Below are 15,700 nucleotides of genomic sequence, written 5' to 3' on the forward strand. Positions count from 1 at the left end.
CGGAGCACATGAGATACGTTAAAATGACGGAGGTGCTGTGATGAGTACGAAACCTGATCGCATGAAGCTATTTTTACTGATCGGCCAATCGAATATGGCGGGCAGAGGCGAGCTGACGGGCTCGGAGCCTGCCGCTGCCGAGGGTATATGGACCTTGGCTCAGGACCTGACCTGGAAGCCTGCCGCCGATCCGCTTCATTTTGATAAACCGGATATTGTGGGAGTCGGCCCGGGCCTGTCCTTTGCGGAGCAGCTGGTGCAAGGCGGCTTTCCGCAGCCTGTCGGCCTGATTCCGTGTGCGGTCGGAGGCACCCGGATCGAACGCTGGGTCAAGGGAGCCGACCTGTACGAGCAGGCGGTGCAGCGGGCCCAGGCCGCGCTGGAAGCTGGCGAGCTGAGCGGCATCCTGTGGGCGCAGGGCGAGAGCGACACCGGCGAGCTGGAACTCGCGCAGGCTTATAAGGAGCGGTTTTTCTCGCTGATACGGGATGTGCGCGCTGACCTTGGCTGCGGGGACCGGGTGCCTTTCCTTGCCGCGAAGCTCGGCACCTTTCTGCGGGAGGAGGCATCGCCCTATACCCGCTTTATTAACGAGGCGGTGGAGGCGGCGCAGGAGAATTACGCCAACTATGGCTGGGTGGATACGGCCGGCTTGACCCACAAAGGCGATGACCTGCATTATGACGCGGATTCGGCCAGAGCCTTGGGCCGGCGCTTCGCCGAACGATACGTGCAAATGAATTATTGAGACCGTCCGGCTCAACCGGTTATTCGATAAGCAAGACGTTCCAAGCGAATCTTCGACAGGTGACACTGACAATCGATGAGACGCTGGGGAACGTCTTTTTTTGACATGCTAGAATGGATATGTTTTCGGGTCCCCACTTTGTGGGGTTATTTTGATTTTGTCTAGAATACCGGTCGGAATAATTGTATTTTTACTGCAATGTACAATGGCCTGAGCACAAATATCGGCGCATGGCAGGCGGCACCGCCGTATCGCGGTACCGCGGCACAGGTTGTATCGGAACGCTTGTACGATAAAGGGAGTGACGGTAAACCGGATGAACTTGTCCTATAAGCATTTATGAACAAGGAAGTAATCCGCTTTATTCGGGTGCGCCAGTTCGGATTATTCAAGCATACAAAAATGATTATTGCCTGAAAAGACTTATTCTCAAGAGAATTTGCTTGTCTAAAAATGATTATAGACGGTACTTTCCAACCAATAGTATGTTGATGACACTTCATGAAACTGGACACATGGCCCGGATGCTTCAGACAGGATGGATGAAGAAAGCATCACGGGTCCCGCCGGGATCTAGAAGAATTCAACGAAACTAGTAGTGGGAGGAAACACATGAACAACAATCAACAGCAGTATCCGGTCGTCACGATCGTCCGTAATCCGGCTGATGCGCAGCTTCGGAAAGCATGATATTGTGGGCAGCAGGACGGCTTGCCGAGGTGCTTGCGAGCCGGGGCATCGGCGTAAACGAAGTTAGTCAAATCGACCAGACAGCCGAAACCGATTATTGCATCCTGCTCTCGGGAAGCAAGGTACAGCCGGCTCGTGATATTTTGCAGCAATTGCAGGTGATTGTTGCCGATGGTTTCGAATCGTACGGGCTGGTTAAAGCGGATTGGAACAACAGAGCTGTGCTCGTTGCCGCCGGAGCCGATGCGCGGGGCTTGATGTATGCGATTCTTGAACTGGCGGACCGGGTCAAGTATGCTGCCGATCCGATAGCCGATTTGCAGACGATTGACCGTATCATTGAGAAGTCGTTGAATCCGGTACGAAGCATTAAACGGGTATTTTCCAGCGAGATAGAAGATAAGCCGTGGTTTTATGATGAAAGCTTTTGGCTGGAGTATTTGACTGAATTAACAACGCAAAGACTGAATAAATTCAATCTGACATTGGGCATGGGCATAGATAACGGACATGATCCGGATCTTAGCGACAACTATTTTTGCTTCGCTTATCCCTTTTTTGTCGACGTTCCCGGTTATGATGTCAAAGCCAAACGTTTGCCGGTCAAGGAACGTGAGCTCAATTTGAAAATGCTGCGTTTTATTAGCACGGAAGCGAAACGCCGGGGGATTCATTTTCAATTGGCGCTCTGGACGCATGCGTACCAGCTCGTCGATTGCTTCCATGAGAATTATGTCATCAAGGGGCTGAATCCGGACAATCACGCTGCTTATTGCCGCGATGCGCTGCGTTTGCTGCTCCAGGCGTGCCCTACTATCGATGGCGTTACGCTGCGGGTCCACTATGAGAGCGGTATTCCCGAACCGGCGCATGAATTTTGGAAAACGGTGTTCGAAGCATTTACCGACTGCGGACGCCGTGTGGAAATTGACCTGCACGCCAAAGGCGTCGACGAGGACATGATCCAGCTTGCGGTCGATACGGGCATGCCGGTGCTGGTCTCAGCCAAATATCATGCCGAGCACTTGGCGCTGCCGTATCACCAAGCGGCGATACGGGATCTGGAGCTGCCGGATTACAGCCTTCCTTCCCATACCGACAGAACGGTTACGTCTTTGGGAAGACGGCATACGCGTTACGGTTACGCCGACTTTTTGAAGGACTGACCGCAAGTACGGGCTGATTTATCGTATTTTTCCGGGGACGCAGAGGCTGCTGCTATGGGGCGATCCCGTTATGGCCGCGGGTTATGGAAGAAACGGCGTGTTTTGCGGCAGCCAGGGTATAGAACTCATGGAGCCGCTAACGTATAAAGCAAGGAAGGATACCGGATATCCAGGCGGCCGTGACGTGTACGCAGATCCGGCTTTAAAGCTCGGCATCAGCGATTGGAAGAAGTATGAGTATTACTACAGATTGTGGGGCCGGCTGCTATTTAACCCGGATACCGACCCGGAGGTGTGGCGCCGCTATCTTCGCCATGAATTCGCTGAAGCTGCGGAGGCAAGTGAACAAGCGTTGGGCTTTGCCAGCCGTATTTTACCTTCAGTCACGGTTTCCCATCTGCCGTCTGCTGCTCACACTGTAAATTGGACCGAGCATGCTGCGATCGATCATTCGCAGTTGGCTTATCAGGAAGCGCTGGAAGCGCTGAAATACCAGATTCAATTCGGTAAAAGAGCTGTGCTTTATTTGCAGGATTTACAGCCCTCCGAACAAAATGTTGTCCGGTATCCAATCCAACAGCTGCAAATTTTAAGCCAAGCGATTAAATCGGGGGATACCGCCAAAGCGCAGGAAACCGTTAAGGAAATCATCCACGAGCTCCCGCGTGACAATGTAATGCTGCAGGAATATCAATTCGCGCTGCTGCGAATCATTATCGATATTCTCAAAATTCCGGCTGATCTGGGCATTTCCATCCATTACCTGGTCAACAAAGACAATCTGTACATCGATATGCTGCTGAAAAAAAACCGGGGCCAGCTGATCGCATGGATTAACCATGAATGTATTGTTCCTGTTATTGAAGCCATTCATTTGAACCGGAATGCGCAGCGCCTTCGCATTATCGAAGAGGTACAGCGTATCATCCATTTGGAATTTGATCAGAATTTGACGCTTGAGTCGGTTGCGGCACGGCTGGATATTCACCCCAGCTATATAAGAAGGCTTATTAAGCAGGAGACGGGCAGCAGCTTCAATCAATTTCTGTCCGATTATCGTTTGGAAATAGCCAAGCAGTGGCTGGCCAATACAGATATGAAGATTATGGAGATAGCAGATTCATTGTGCTACAATAACCCTCAAAATTTTATTCGTTATTTTCGCCGCATGACCGGTATCACACCCGGTCAATACCGGGAAGTCAGCTCGAAGCTGCCCGAGGACTTTAACCCGGACCTGGATAGACCGGAGGAAAATTAATTGGTTTCAGGAGGCCGTTTGTGCAGAACTCAGGAACTATTGGATCCTAGAAAAATGAAATGGATCAGCATTTTATGCAAGACCAGGCTCGTATGATCGGGTTGCAGCCGTTGCCCCATCGTACGAGCCTTTTTGACAGTTAAGCATTTGCGCCAGCAAATCGCCGTCATGGAAGAATGCCACCGGCAAAATCCGCTGCCGTCCGTCGTCGCCGACTAACTCCGTTCATCCCTCCTTCCCGGCGGCTGGCCCCCTCGAGGTTAAAAGGACAAGACAGCCGCCGTGAAGAGTTTCAAATTCGGTATGGGTTATAATCCATACAATTCTGGCGGAAGGCGCATATCATGTCATAGAAAACGATGAAGGAGGGAATTCCATGAGCGGCGTTGGATGCGGATATACTTCGACGGGCATCATTCTGGTTCTTTATATCTTGTTGGTCATCATTCTTTCTGCTGGTTTCTTGATCTAATCGATGGAAATCAGAAAAAGGAGCAAGAGTCCATAACGGATTCTTGCTCCTTTTTTGCTTTTTATTTGGTTCCGCAAATTAATACGTATCCGATATATTCCCGGTACTGCTCCATGATTCGATTGTAGGCTGACGTTACTTCCCAAATATCGGGATCTGTAAAGGAGCCGGGGTCGATCAGCTGATGATCGTCGGGGTACTGAACTAGATCCTCGCTTATATCCGGAAACGGAAAAGGGCCGTCGAGCTGCTGCTTCTCGAATCCCGCCTTTTTCACGAGCGCCTCCCAATTCGCCAGATCCCGAATTCGCTCTACCTGATAAAACCGGGTGATTTCCTCGTTCATATGCTCCGGCATGGCTTTGAGCTGAACCATTTCTCTGTCATACAGTCTGCCTCCGTCGCGCAAAGCTCTGCAGTATTCCGTAAACGCTTTGCACGTATCCGTAAAAATAGAGACCGATTCTACAAGAATTACGTCAAAGGAGCGGTCGGGAAAAGGAAGCGCGCAAGCGTCGCCTTCAATAAAATAGGCTGCAGCCCGTTCCTTCTCGGCGCGCAGCTTGGCCTTGGCAATCATCTCCGGCCGGATGTCGAGCCCGGTTACCTCATGGCCCCGCGACGCCAAATAGCAGGCGGCTCGTCCCGGTACCGCAGCCTACTTCGAGAATCCGGGAGCCGGGGGAAGCGGGTACTGCTCCAGCTGCCTAAGGGTCGCGGCAAATCCGCCGGGATGGGCGTTACCGACACCCAATTTGGCGAGCATATCCAAATATTCCATACGTAATTAGTCCTTTCCCTGGGGGTTTATCTCATCATATGTAGAAAGGAGCGTTTTGCACCGCTATTCTGCAGGTCAAGCTTCCATTTTATCTAATGGCGGTGCCGGATAGGAGGCGTCTTCCGAAAGGAATGGAGCGGCAGGCTGGCGCTTCATGCCTGATCTAAGCTCCGGCCGGCATGTCGCGAAATTGCATTGTCAACCCTCCGAGCGGGTGCGATAATAGGGTGCATGCTGACCATTTATTTATCCCAAGAGAGCGGAGACGATCATCGATGACCTATTTCTTGCTGTTTTATATGGTATTTTATATGGGGAATGCAGTATACGGCACGTATCTGCCGGTGTACTTTCAATCGATCGGCGCCTCAGCGACGCAGATCGGCACACTGCTGAGTCTGGGACCGCTCGTCGCCGTACTGGCCCAGCCCCTATGGGGCTCTGTCGGAGACCGCGCGAAGACGAAAAATACCGTCCTGGCCCTGCTCATCGCCGGCTGCTGCGTGATCATTTTATTTTTTCCGCTGTCTACGGCGTTTGCTTATTTGCTGTTCATGGTATGCTTGTTTACTTTTTTTCAAACGTCTATTTCCGCGATCAGCGACGCGATTACGCTGGAAGAGCTGGAAAAGCATAAGAAATGGTCGTTTGGAGCCGATCCGGCTTGGAGGGACGGTCGGCTACGCCATCATGTCGCTGGTGTTCGGCTTCATAGCCGATCACAATATCGGATATATGTTTCCTGTCTATGCCCTGATCATGTTTGGGGCGCTGCTGCTGCTGACCCGGTTCCCGCGTATTTCGGGCTACCAGTCGGCGGGAAGTAAAATGCAAATTTGGGTGCTGTTCAAAAACCGCAAATTGATGACCTATATGGGGATCAGCCTGGTGCTGCAAATTACGCTGGGGTATTACTATACCTTCTTTCCGGTGTATTACCGGCAATTGGGCGGCGACAGCGTGCTGCTCGGCTGGTCGATGGTCATCTCCTCTTTGAGCGAGATTCCGTTTCTCCTGTTCGCCCAGCGGATCTTGAAGCGCATCCGGATTCCGCACATTCTTCTTATTTCCAGCGTGGCTGCATCGCTGCGGTGGTTCTCCTTTTATTTCACCGATAATCCGCTGTGGGTGCTTCCGGCTCAAGTGCTTCACGGGCTTATCTTTATCGTGCTGTCCGTGACGCTTGCGATGTTCATTAATCAAGAGGTGCCGAAGGAGCTTAAGGCGAGCGGCCAAACGTTCCACGCGCTGCTTAGTCTCGGCGTGGCGCGGATTATCGGCAGCTTTGCCGGAGGATTTGCGAGTGAAGCGTTCGGGATGCGCAGTGTATTTTTGTATAATGCGTGGATCGCACTGGCTTGCGTGCTGGTGCTTGTAATGGTTGCCGCCAGGGAGAAGCAATCGGAGGTCAGTCTTAGCTCCTGACGGGGGCGCGGAGCGGATATTAGGGCGCAGGGGAAACCTGCGCTTTTTTGGCGCTGTCCGCCCAGGCTTCATAGTAAGCTGGCCTAGTGCAAGAAAGGTTCAATTTTTTTGATTTGAGCATGTATGGTGTAGATGCCCGGGGGCGCTTCCATTACAATAAGGGTATGAGAAAAGACAGCGCTTTCTCGAAAGCATGCTTGCTGCAGATCAAACCTATAAAGGAGCTATGACCGATGAGCTTTAATCGTCAAGAACGGCCGGTATGGTACGCCGACCTGGGCAATGGACGTTTCCGCAATCCGATTCTGTATGCCGACTATTCCGATCCGGACGTGATCCGAGTGGGAGAAGATTTTTATATGACCGCCTCCAGCTTTACGAGCCTGCCGGGGCTGCCTGTCCTGCATTCAAAGGATCTGGTCAACTGGACGCTTCTGTCTCATGCAATTCAAGACGAGCTTCCGGGCGGCTACGATACGGTGCGTCATGGAGATGGGGTCTGGGCTCCAAGCATCCGCCATCATGACGGGAAGTTGTGGATTTACTTCAGCGCGCCGGATGAGGGCATTTATATGACGACGGCCGCCGATCCTGCACGAACCTTGGACACCGCTGCATCTGGTTAAGGCGGTAAAGGGCTGGATCGACCCCTGCCCGCTGTGGGATGATGACGGACAGGCCTATCTGATTCACGCTTTCGCCAACAGCCGCTGCGGCATCAAGCATAAGCTGCAAATCTGCCGGATGAGCGCTGACGGCAAAGCCTTGCTGGACGACGGAAGCATTGTTTACGACGGTACGTTAGACCATCCGACGCTGGAAGGGCCGAAGCTGTATAAGCGCAGCGGATACTATTATATTTTCGCTCCGGCGGGAGGCGTGCCGACGGGCTGGCAGACGATTTTCCGCTCCAGGCATATTATGGGGCCGTACGAGGATACAATCGTGCTGCACCAAGGGGACAGCGTAGTGAACGGGCCTCACCAGGGAGGCTTCGTCGAGCTGGATTCGGGCGAATCCTGGTTTGTTCACTTCCAGGACCGTAGAGCCTACGGGCGGATCATCCACCTGCAGCCGATGCGCTGGGAGGAGGACTGGCCTGTAATGGGCGTAGACACGAACGGCGACGGCATCGGCGAGCCGGTGCTTGAGTACCGGAAGCCGGACGTCGGACGCGAGTGGCCGTTTACGGTGCCGGATACGAGCGACGAATTCGACGGACCGGCTATGGGTCTGCAGTGGCAGTGGCAGGCGAACCGGAAGCCGGAATGGGCTTCGCTTGCGGCGCGTCCGGGCCATCTGCGGCTTTTTGCGGGGACGGCTCTCTCGTTGTATGAAGCGCCGAACGTGCTGTGTCAGAAACTACCGGCGCCCGGCTTTACAGCCGGCACCAAGCTCGATTTTGTGCCGGGGCGGCCGGGAGAACGGGCGGGACTGACCGTGTTCGGACACCAATACCGGTATATTGCCATTGAGTCTGTGGCAGGCGGAACCCGGCTTGTCTTCGTGCACGGCACGGGCGGCAAGGAGAGCTCCGCGGAGGAGACGGCAGTCGCGCTGCCGCTGCCGGAAGGGACCCGTTCGGTTTATTTCCGCGTCCAGGTGGAGCTTGAGGCGCGGTGCACGTTCGAGTACAGTCTGGGTGGCGAGCGGTACGCTGCGGTAGGAGAGCCGTTCGCAGCCGTGCCGGGCGGCTGGGTCGGCGCCAAGCTGGGCTTGTTCTGCCTCCGGTTCGAGGAGCAGAGCGCTGCAGGCACGGTGCCGGCAGAAGGAGGCTATGCGGACTTCGACTGGTTCCGTTTCGCTTAGAAGGCAGGCTGTAAGCCTCGGGAGCATAGGGAGCCATGCGAGCCTGAAGCGGAGGCAGATGCGCGCGAATGTGACGCGCTTGCTTAAATGGAAGAAAACAGAAAAAATCCGGAGGCGGATTTTGAAAGGAAGGGGGAACGGGGGTGCGCAATTATTTACTGCGGCTGCTCTGCTTCAGCCTCGTGCTTGGGACGATTCCAACCGTATTGATCGGCCTCGTTTCCTATTCCATTGCTACCCGGGATATCGAAGCGAAGGTGAACGAGGGCAATATGCAGCTGCTGCTGCAAACCCAGATGCGCGTGGAGCAGATGCTTCAGACGCTGGAAATGTCGGCCATGCAGCTGGCCAACTCGTCTGCGGTACAGTCGGTAATGAACAGCGGCTTGACGAGCGGCGATTTCGCAAGGGTCAGGGAGCTGACGACAGAGCTGGCCCATCTGCGCGGGCCTGCGATCGTTAAACAGGCGTATCTGGTCAATTTTGGCCATAATTGGGCGATCAGCCTGGAATCCTTGAAGCAGCTGAGCGAGCTGGAGCAGCTGCCGGAGTTTACGGCTTATGCGGCGGAGCCCGCCAATATGTTTTGGCGTACGGATAAGGACGGAGGGCAGGCCGCCGGTCAGCAGCCGAACGATAAAGACCTTCAGAACAAGCCGGCCGATACGGTCAGCCTAGTTATGAAGCTGCCGATGCAGATGAAGACGAGCGAGCCCAAAGGGCTGCTGATCGTTCAGATTTCCGCTGCGGAGCTTCGGGAAGGCTTGGCGCCGGCCAGCCGGCTGGGCAGCAGCTTTGTGATCGGACCCGCAGGGGCATGTGTTTTTATCGGCAGCGCCGGATCGGGCGTCATATGCAGAGATCAGCAGACAGATTTCTTCCCAGGAGCGGGAAGGCGGCAGGAAGCAGGGAATGCTTCGCTTTAAGCTCCAGGGAGCGGATGCTGCGGCTCTGTACCGCACTTCGAGTCATAACGGCTGGACGTACGTATCGGTTGTATCCATCGAAGAGATGACCAAGGAAACGAAAAAGATTGCTCTCGCGACCGTCGCGGCATGTCTGCTCATTCTGCTTGTCGTCGCCGGCCTTGCATTCGTCGGCAGCCGCCGGATGTATTCGCCGATCGGCAGGCTGTTCGAGCTGACGCAAACCGTGGAGACGGAGACCTCACGGCACGGTATCCGAAGAGACGAGCTGGAATATATTCAGGCGAGTCTCGAAACGCTGACTGTATCGAGTTCCCGGCTGCAGGAGCAGATGAAGGGTCAAACAGCGCAGCTAAAGGAGTTTTTTGTGCTGAAGCTGTTCTGCGGCCAAATGACGGACGGGGATTTTCTGTACCGTTCCCGGATGTACGGCTTTCCGGCGGGCTGGGGCCGCCTGTGCGTGCTGGCGGTACAGATCGACTCCTTGCAGGGGACCCGTTATGAGGAGCGAGACCGGGAGCTGCTGCTGTTTGCGGTAAACAATATCGTCGCCGAGCTGCTGCCGCCGGACCGGCGATTCAGTCCGATTGTGCTTCATACGTCCCAGGTTACACTGCTTGCTTTGGACACGGATGAAACGGAGCCTCTCAGAGCCCGCGTCTACCGGATGGCGGAGCTGGTCCAATCGAAGGTAGAGCAGGTTTTGCAGCTGAAGGTTAGTATCGGTATCAGCTCCGCGTTTGCGAAGCCGTCTGAAACGATCGGGGCGTATAACGAGAGCCTCGCGGCCCTTCGATGCCGAATGAGCCTGGGCTCGGACATCATTGTGCATTACGAGGATATCGAGCAGAACGGGGAAGCGGTCGTTTACACGCAGGTCAAAGCGCTTGAGGAGAGAGTCGTGCAGGCGCTCCGCGGGCTGAAAGCAGACCAGGCATCGGAGGCGCTGCGCAATTATTTGAACGCCGTGCTGGTCAAGGACAGCTTTGCATGCGAGCCTCCGCTTTTATTCATTCAGCTTATTTCGCGGATCGTGCAGCTGATGCAGGAGCAGGGGGCCTCGGCAGGGAAGGTGCTGGTCGGCGAAAGGGAGCTGGAGAAGTTTCTCAAGCTGCAGACCCGTGAGGAGATAGCGGCATGGTTCGAATCGCGGCTGTTCGGCCCGGTCGTCAATCTGCTGTCGGAGAAAGCTGATGCGCAGTATGGCAATATTGCAGAGCGGATGGTCCGTATGATCCATGAGCAGTATGACCGCGGTATTACGCTGGAATCGTGCGCATCCGCCTTAAACTTTCACCCGGTTTACGTGAGCCGTGTATTCAAGAAAGAGATGGGGGTCACTTTCAGCGAATATTTGTCCGAATACCGGATGAATATGGGCAGGCTTATGCTGGAAACGACAACGCTCAAAATTTCCGAAATCGGGGAGAGACTGCAATACAAAAATATTAGCGCCTTTATCCGCACGTTCCGCAAAACGTTCGGCCAAACGCCGGGCCAATACCGGGAACGTGACGGCGATTACTCGTAAAATTAAAATGTGAATTTCTCCATCAAGTTGAAATTACCGGGAACCTGGGCGCTGGCCCAGGTTTATTCTTTTAAGTTGTGACAATCTATTATCAACTCGCCAGGGTATTCTAAAACGGTAATTTCTATAGTCCAAAGTCTGGAAAAATTAGAAGGAATGAATGAAAAGTATGTCGAATTACTAGTTTGATAGGTTCTAAGAACTATTTTATTACAGCAAAAGGCCTATGTGGCTATCAGGAGGAAAACAACATGTTTATAAACACGATTACGGCTATTGGTCAGGAAGTACAAAGATTGCTGGCTAAACAGCAAAGCTTATTAAGCGAGCTTTTACAGACGGAGCATGTGCTTAAGAACGATCAGGATGGAGTGGAGCGTTCACTCGACCGGAATCTGGCGACTCTTTGGCATCAGACCTTAACGGATGAAGTATCCAAGGTTGAAGGACTCGAAATGACATTGGCAGTCGTAGGCACCATGAAGGCGGGCAAGTCAACAACGATTAACGCGATTATCGGACGTGAGGTGCTGCCGAACCGAAATAGACCTATGACTACGCTACCAACCGTGATTCGACATAAAAGGAGCCAAGAAACGCCACAGCTGCGTTTTCCTAAGCCCGGACCTTTTAATAAAGCTATTCTTGCAATTAAGAACGCATTGCTTGCTATGAGTAACGAAGAGAGGATGGCCCTGCCGATTAGTGCGTCTGAGGACGGCCAACAGCTTATTGAGGGGATACTATCGGGAAAAATTAGTGAATTAAATGAAAATTACTCGGGTAACGAAGGTATTTTTAATTTTCTGAAGTCGCTTAACGACATTTCAAGAATGTGTGAACTTAAAAATTTGAATCTTCCATCGCCCTTGATCGAATACAGTTCTATGAATGAGTTTCCTGTGATTGAGGTAGAGTTTTATCACCTTAAAGGTAAAGAGCAGCAAATCAAAGGCAGTCTGGCACTGATTGATACGCCTGAACCAAACGAGGCCGGACAAGCTCATTTACGGGGAATATTAGAAGAACAGCTGCAAAAGGCTTCTGCTGTCCTGGCTGTTTTGGACTACACACAGCTGAATTCCGAAGCGGATGCCGAGGTCAGAGCATCTATCGAGCAGGTGTCCCGACATTCTGGAGACAGATTGTTCGTTCTCGTTAACAAGTTTGATCAGAAAGACCGCAATTCCATGGGGGAAGCCGATGTCAGACGGTTTGTAAGCAAGGAACTATTCGAGAACGATCTTCCGCAGGAACGGGTCTTTCCCGTATCAAGCCAATATGGATACCTGGCCAACTACGCCTTGAATGAGCTGGCAATCCATGGAACGTTGCCTTCCGCTGATGAAGCTGAGTGGGTGGAGGATTTCGGACAAAGAGCTTTGGGACTGGATTGGGAAGAAGAACTTGGAGATGCGGCTCGTGTAAAGCAAAGTGCGGAACGCCTATGGAAAAAAAGCATGTTTATTGAGCCATTGGACCAAGTAATTGGTAAGGCATATAGTGAGGCGGCACTCATTGCTTTAAAATCGGCGGTTGAGAAAATGAACTATTACGATCTGCAGATTGTTCAATATTTAAAAATGAGAACAGGCAGTGTGCATATTGATATCAACGAGTTAAAGCAATTTATCAAGGATTTGGAAGAAAACATCATTAGTATCGAGCAGGCGCAGCAAAGCACGAATAAGATTTCGGAAAATGCCCTGAAGAAGCTGTCCGCCGAAACAAACGATATTTTCTTGCAAGGAAATAAGGCGCTCAAACAATTAATCGAAAATCTATTTATACACGGCAAACGCTTAGAGGCGCAGCAGGCTAAAAAAGAAGAAGAAAGAAAAAGAAGCATGACTAAATGGATAACCTCCATACTGAACCCTAACTATAAGACCTATACCTACATAGAAATCGATCAAAGCGGTAAGAACAAATTTTCGAACAAAAGTGATGCGCACGCCTTTTTAGAAAAGATTCATGCGGCAGTTCAAAGTGATACGGGCCGTATTTCCGAAGAAATTCAAGCCCTTGCCAATAAATCGGTTCAAGAGATGGAGTCACAGCTTCAACAGCGGATTCACCAGGAGGTGAGCCCAGTCCTTGAACACGCGGCGCAAGCGCTGAATAATGCGTTCGATCTTAAAATTTCCTTTCAACAGCATGCTATTAAAGAAATAAAGGTAAACTTTGATCACATCACCAGGGATTCAATCGAGGAAACAAGTGTTGAAAAAACAAAGACCCGGTATGAACGGCGCTGGTATACGCTTTGGTTGAAGGAGCATGCCGTACAATATACTGTACATGAGGATGAATACCATGTAGATACCAAGCGAATAGGTAAAGAAGTGGTGGCCGATCTGGAGAAAGCACAGCAAAAGCTGCAAAAAGATTTGGAGCAGTATATTTCCAAAGAATTGGCTGTTAATTTGGCATTATATTTTAATGAACTGAAGCAGTACCTGGACAAATACAGAGGTAATCTGTTGGACGGGTTAAAAGATAAGCAAGAAAATGAGGAAACCTTGGGAAAGTTGCTATCAGCTATGGAGTGGCTTCTCTCGATAGCTGAGCTTCATCAACAAGATCTGGTTCCCCTTCTGGATGAAGTTAGATCAGGAGCCGTTTTAAAGAAAGAAGAGGTTAGCCTAACATGAACAAAGCTGGGTTTACGCAGGAATATCTAAGAGATGAGGAGCTTCGAAGCCTGCTGGAAAGCGTACCGGTTCTTCAAGATAAAATGATTGTGGACTTGGTTAATGGGCTGGAAGTGGCGCAGGAGCATATCCGGCTCAGGGAAGGCGGCAGTCAGGATGTTTTCACGAGAGCATGGGATGCTCTTACAGGCAGAACAGCCAGAAGACAGCAGAATATCGACCAGAATCTAACCAAAGGGCTGTATACAGCCTCAATTTGGCTGGAGAACCTGCAGGCCGGGCAAATTCAGACGGACCGCGCGTTAGCGTATGTTTCAGGAAAATTAGCGGAAACAAGAAACGGTGTGCATAAGCTAGTTCTCAAGCATTTGGAATTGAAACAAACGGTTAAAGACCTCGAGGAAAGATTACAAGAAATGGAACGGCAGTACCAGAAGCGTACCAGCGAGCTTCAAAAGGAACTTCAGTCTATCGGTTTGAGACAAAGTGCATTAATCCATATGAACAAAGAGTTCGATAAATGGGAAGGCGGGGGGTATAAGCAATTCGCGCCGCTGACTCAGATGCTGCTTGTCATTGAAGCTTTGAACTGGGGCCCTTTTGGTATATATGATGCAGCCAACCCGGAATTCAGAGAGCAATTATATTATAAATGTGCGATTGTATTGGAGAATAAAGCAGGAATCCCAGAGAAGTTAATGCCTACAGTGAATTGGATTTTACCGATGCTGCAGGAGAAGGAGACCCACAAGCAAATGTTTTCTTATTTGTTGCAGTCCGAATCTGAGCAAGGAACCCTGCAGTCCACGATCTTACGCAGTTTGGCTTGGAAGCAGGGGGATGCAGATGCTTCCGAATTTATTCAGACTGAATTAGACTGCACCGAGCAGGCTATTCCATTCGTATTTAGCAGCAGAAGACTAAGCGAGCGTTTACTGAAGGAGTCAAGAGGCCGATTGGAAAGGGAGGGTATGCATGTCTCAGGCTTTTAACCCATTCGGTTTGGTATTATCCGGCGGCGGTGCTAGAGGGGCATACGAGGTTGGAGTTGCGCGCTATTTGGCTGACCAGAGAATGGCCCCGTCAGCTTATGCGGGAGCAAGCATCGGCGCATTAAATGCAGTATTCCTAGCTGCAGCCTCTTCATTTACAGCAGGTGTTAAACGATTGGAGGACATCTGGTTTTCCCTTAAGTCGGATGAAGTGATGAAGGTAAATTATCAATCCATAATTTTGGGATTTATGAACTCGGCTATGAAAAAATATGCTCTCACGCATCCTCATCTGGCTTTATTCAAAGATTTGCTGAAGCTGCTTTCCGAGAAAAGCGGTATGCTGAATCATGCGGAAGCGACCCGTCGCACGATCTATGAGAACCCCCTATACCGAAAATTAAAGGAAGGACTGCTGGATAATGGATTCCTGCAGAATCTGCTGGAAGGGGAACTGGGGCTAGGTAACCTCGAAGCGTCCCCTCCCATTTGGATATCCGCCTATAAGAGTCAAGGCACGATGGAGGATATTATAGCATATGTGTTGTCCGGCTTGGGAATGAAAGATACGGCAGATTCAGATTATTTTCTGCTAAATAGTCTGCCGCAGCCGCAGCGCTTGTCTATTGTTCTTGCCAGCGCCGCTATCCCGGTAGCCTATGGCAGTGAAATTGTGGAAGGGCAGCGTTACGTTGACGGAGGTATTGGCGGGGCCATGACTTCCAGGGGAAATACGCCTATAACTCCGCTGGTTCAGGCTGGCTGTAAGCATTGTATTGTAGTCAACCTATCGGATGGCTCTTTCTTTAATAGGCATGAGTTTCCGGATACGAATATAATTGAAATCCGACCGGAGAAGTCCCTTCACCCTGACGGCTTGTTCTCCAGCTTATTTGATTTTCGTCGGGATCGAATAAGTGCATTAATCGAGCAAGGATACTCGGATGCGGAGCGTTGTGTGGGGAATGCGGCTCGAGCTTTACAGCTGGTCCGTGAGAGAGGCAAGAGTGCAGCTGAGCGTGATGAAAGTATTTTGCGGTTAAACGGCGATGGATTTGACAGTGCTATGAGATTGTTAGAGTCAGACTAACCAAGCTTACGAACGTGAAATTACCGCTAATTCTCATCCAATTCACGGATTTCACCTAGGTATTCTTTGAAAACATAAAGCCATCACCTCAAGCGCTATGTTATGCTTGCAATGGAGCTTGACCGCACACTACTTAATCGATTGGGGGAGCTTTG

12 protein-coding genes and 2 pseudogenes are annotated in these 15,700 nt (G+C 51.3%); 12 read left to right on the forward strand and 2 right to left on the reverse strand.

Features of this window, described 5'->3' with window-relative positions; genetic code table 11:
* Positions 1–40: 40 nt before the first annotated feature.
* From ACHHV8_RS04145 to ACHHV8_RS04160, 4 genes are all read left to right on the forward strand, one after another.
* Positions 41–748: a sialate O-acetylesterase gene (locus ACHHV8_RS04145; RefSeq protein ID WP_395157024.1), complete on the forward strand. Its 708-nt coding sequence runs from the start codon at positions 41–43 to the stop codon at positions 746–748.
* A 686-nt stretch (positions 749–1,434) separates the two neighbouring features.
* On the forward strand, positions 1,435–2,604 hold the full coding sequence (locus ACHHV8_RS04150; RefSeq protein ID WP_395157026.1) for a hypothetical protein: 1,170 nt from the start codon (positions 1,435–1,437) through the stop codon (positions 2,602–2,604).
* A 127-nt stretch (positions 2,605–2,731) separates the two neighbouring features.
* Positions 2,732–3,865: a helix-turn-helix transcriptional regulator gene (locus tag ACHHV8_RS04155; protein WP_395157028.1), complete on the forward strand. Its 1,134-nt coding sequence runs from the start codon at positions 2,732–2,734 to the stop codon at positions 3,863–3,865.
* Between the two features lie 376 nt (positions 3,866–4,241).
* Positions 4,242–4,337, forward strand: a complete 96-nt coding sequence (locus tag ACHHV8_RS04160) for a YjcZ family sporulation protein (protein ID WP_395157030.1) — start codon at positions 4,242–4,244, stop codon at positions 4,335–4,337.
* A 61-nt stretch (positions 4,338–4,398) separates the two neighbouring features.
* On the opposite strand, the pseudogene ACHHV8_RS04165 reads toward ACHHV8_RS04160, so the two are convergent.
* A pseudogene (locus tag ACHHV8_RS04165) lies at positions 4,399–4,974 on the reverse strand (class I SAM-dependent methyltransferase); the annotation flags it as partial.
* A gap of 21 nt (positions 4,975–4,995) precedes the next feature.
* Positions 4,996–5,118 (reverse strand): hypothetical protein, encoded by a 123-nt coding sequence (locus ACHHV8_RS04170; protein WP_395157032.1) that lies wholly within the window; start codon positions 5,116–5,118, stop codon positions 4,996–4,998.
* Positions 5,119–5,393: 275 nt separating this feature from the next.
* Between ACHHV8_RS04170 and ACHHV8_RS04175 the strand changes: the two genes are divergently transcribed.
* The 8 genes and pseudogenes from ACHHV8_RS04175 to ACHHV8_RS04210 all read left to right on the forward strand — a co-directional run bounded on the left by ACHHV8_RS04175 (position 5,394) and on the right by ACHHV8_RS04210 (position 15,545).
* The gene (locus ACHHV8_RS04175; protein WP_395157034.1) at positions 5,394–5,945 is read left to right on the forward strand and encodes an MFS transporter; all 552 of its coding nucleotides are present in this window, start codon (positions 5,394–5,396) and stop codon (positions 5,943–5,945) included.
* Positions 5,830–6,543, forward strand: a complete 714-nt coding sequence (locus ACHHV8_RS04180; RefSeq protein WP_395163416.1) for an MFS transporter — start codon at positions 5,830–5,832, stop codon at positions 6,541–6,543. The genes ACHHV8_RS04175 and ACHHV8_RS04180 overlap by 116 nt, the downstream gene beginning before the upstream one ends.
* 233 nt (positions 6,544–6,776) lie before the next feature.
* Positions 6,777–8,352: pseudogene (locus ACHHV8_RS04185) on the forward strand (glycoside hydrolase family 43 protein).
* 143 nt (positions 8,353–8,495) lie between these two features.
* Positions 8,496–9,278, forward strand: a complete 783-nt coding sequence (locus tag ACHHV8_RS04190; protein WP_395157036.1) for a hypothetical protein — start codon at positions 8,496–8,498, stop codon at positions 9,276–9,278.
* Positions 9,265–10,809, forward strand: coding sequence for a helix-turn-helix transcriptional regulator (locus ACHHV8_RS04195; protein ID WP_395157038.1), 1,545 nt, complete (start codon positions 9,265–9,267; stop codon positions 10,807–10,809). The genes ACHHV8_RS04190 and ACHHV8_RS04195 overlap by 14 nt, the downstream gene beginning before the upstream one ends.
* A gap of 251 nt (positions 10,810–11,060) precedes the next feature.
* On the forward strand, positions 11,061–13,463 hold the full coding sequence (locus ACHHV8_RS04200) for a dynamin family protein (protein WP_395157040.1): 2,403 nt from the start codon (positions 11,061–11,063) through the stop codon (positions 13,461–13,463).
* On the forward strand, positions 13,460–14,455 hold the full coding sequence (locus ACHHV8_RS04205; RefSeq protein WP_395157042.1) for a diguanylate cyclase regulator RdcB family protein: 996 nt from the start codon (positions 13,460–13,462) through the stop codon (positions 14,453–14,455). Before ACHHV8_RS04200 ends, ACHHV8_RS04205 begins: the two co-directional genes overlap by 4 nt.
* Positions 14,439–15,545 (forward strand): patatin-like phospholipase family protein, encoded by a 1,107-nt coding sequence (locus ACHHV8_RS04210; RefSeq protein WP_395157044.1) that lies wholly within the window; start codon positions 14,439–14,441, stop codon positions 15,543–15,545. The genes ACHHV8_RS04205 and ACHHV8_RS04210 overlap by 17 nt, the downstream gene beginning before the upstream one ends.
* Positions 15,546–15,700: the final 155 nt, after the last annotated feature.

It is taken from the genome of Paenibacillus sp. TAB_01, from assembly GCF_043945595.1.
In the GTDB taxonomy this organism is placed as follows: Bacteria; Bacillota; Bacilli; order Paenibacillales; family NBRC-103111; genus Paenibacillus_S.

Excerpts from the sequence above, each read along its gene's own strand:
- ACHHV8_RS04145 (WP_395157024.1), top strand. The coding sequence starts at position 41 with ATGAGTACGAAACCTGATCGCATGAAGCTATTTTTACTGATCGGCCAA.
- ACHHV8_RS04150 (WP_395157026.1), top strand. The coding sequence starts at position 1,435 with ATGATATTGTGGGCAGCAGGACGGCTTGCCGAGGTGCTTGCGAGCCGG.
- ACHHV8_RS04155 (WP_395157028.1), top strand. The coding sequence starts at position 2,732 with ATGGAGCCGCTAACGTATAAAGCAAGGAAGGATACCGGATATCCAGGC.
- ACHHV8_RS04160 (WP_395157030.1), top strand. The coding sequence starts at position 4,242 with ATGAGCGGCGTTGGATGCGGATATACTTCGACGGGCATCATTCTGGTT.
- ACHHV8_RS04170 (WP_395157032.1), bottom strand. The coding sequence starts at position 5,118 with ATGGAATATTTGGATATGCTCGCCAAATTGGGTGTCGGTAACGCCCAT.
- ACHHV8_RS04175 (WP_395157034.1), top strand. The coding sequence starts at position 5,394 with ATGACCTATTTCTTGCTGTTTTATATGGTATTTTATATGGGGAATGCA.
- ACHHV8_RS04195 (WP_395157038.1), top strand. The coding sequence starts at position 9,265 with ATGCTTCGCTTTAAGCTCCAGGGAGCGGATGCTGCGGCTCTGTACCGC.
- ACHHV8_RS04200 (WP_395157040.1), top strand. The coding sequence starts at position 11,061 with ATGTTTATAAACACGATTACGGCTATTGGTCAGGAAGTACAAAGATTG.
- ACHHV8_RS04205 (WP_395157042.1), top strand. The coding sequence starts at position 13,460 with ATGAACAAAGCTGGGTTTACGCAGGAATATCTAAGAGATGAGGAGCTT.
- ACHHV8_RS04210 (WP_395157044.1), top strand. The coding sequence starts at position 14,439 with ATGTCTCAGGCTTTTAACCCATTCGGTTTGGTATTATCCGGCGGCGGT.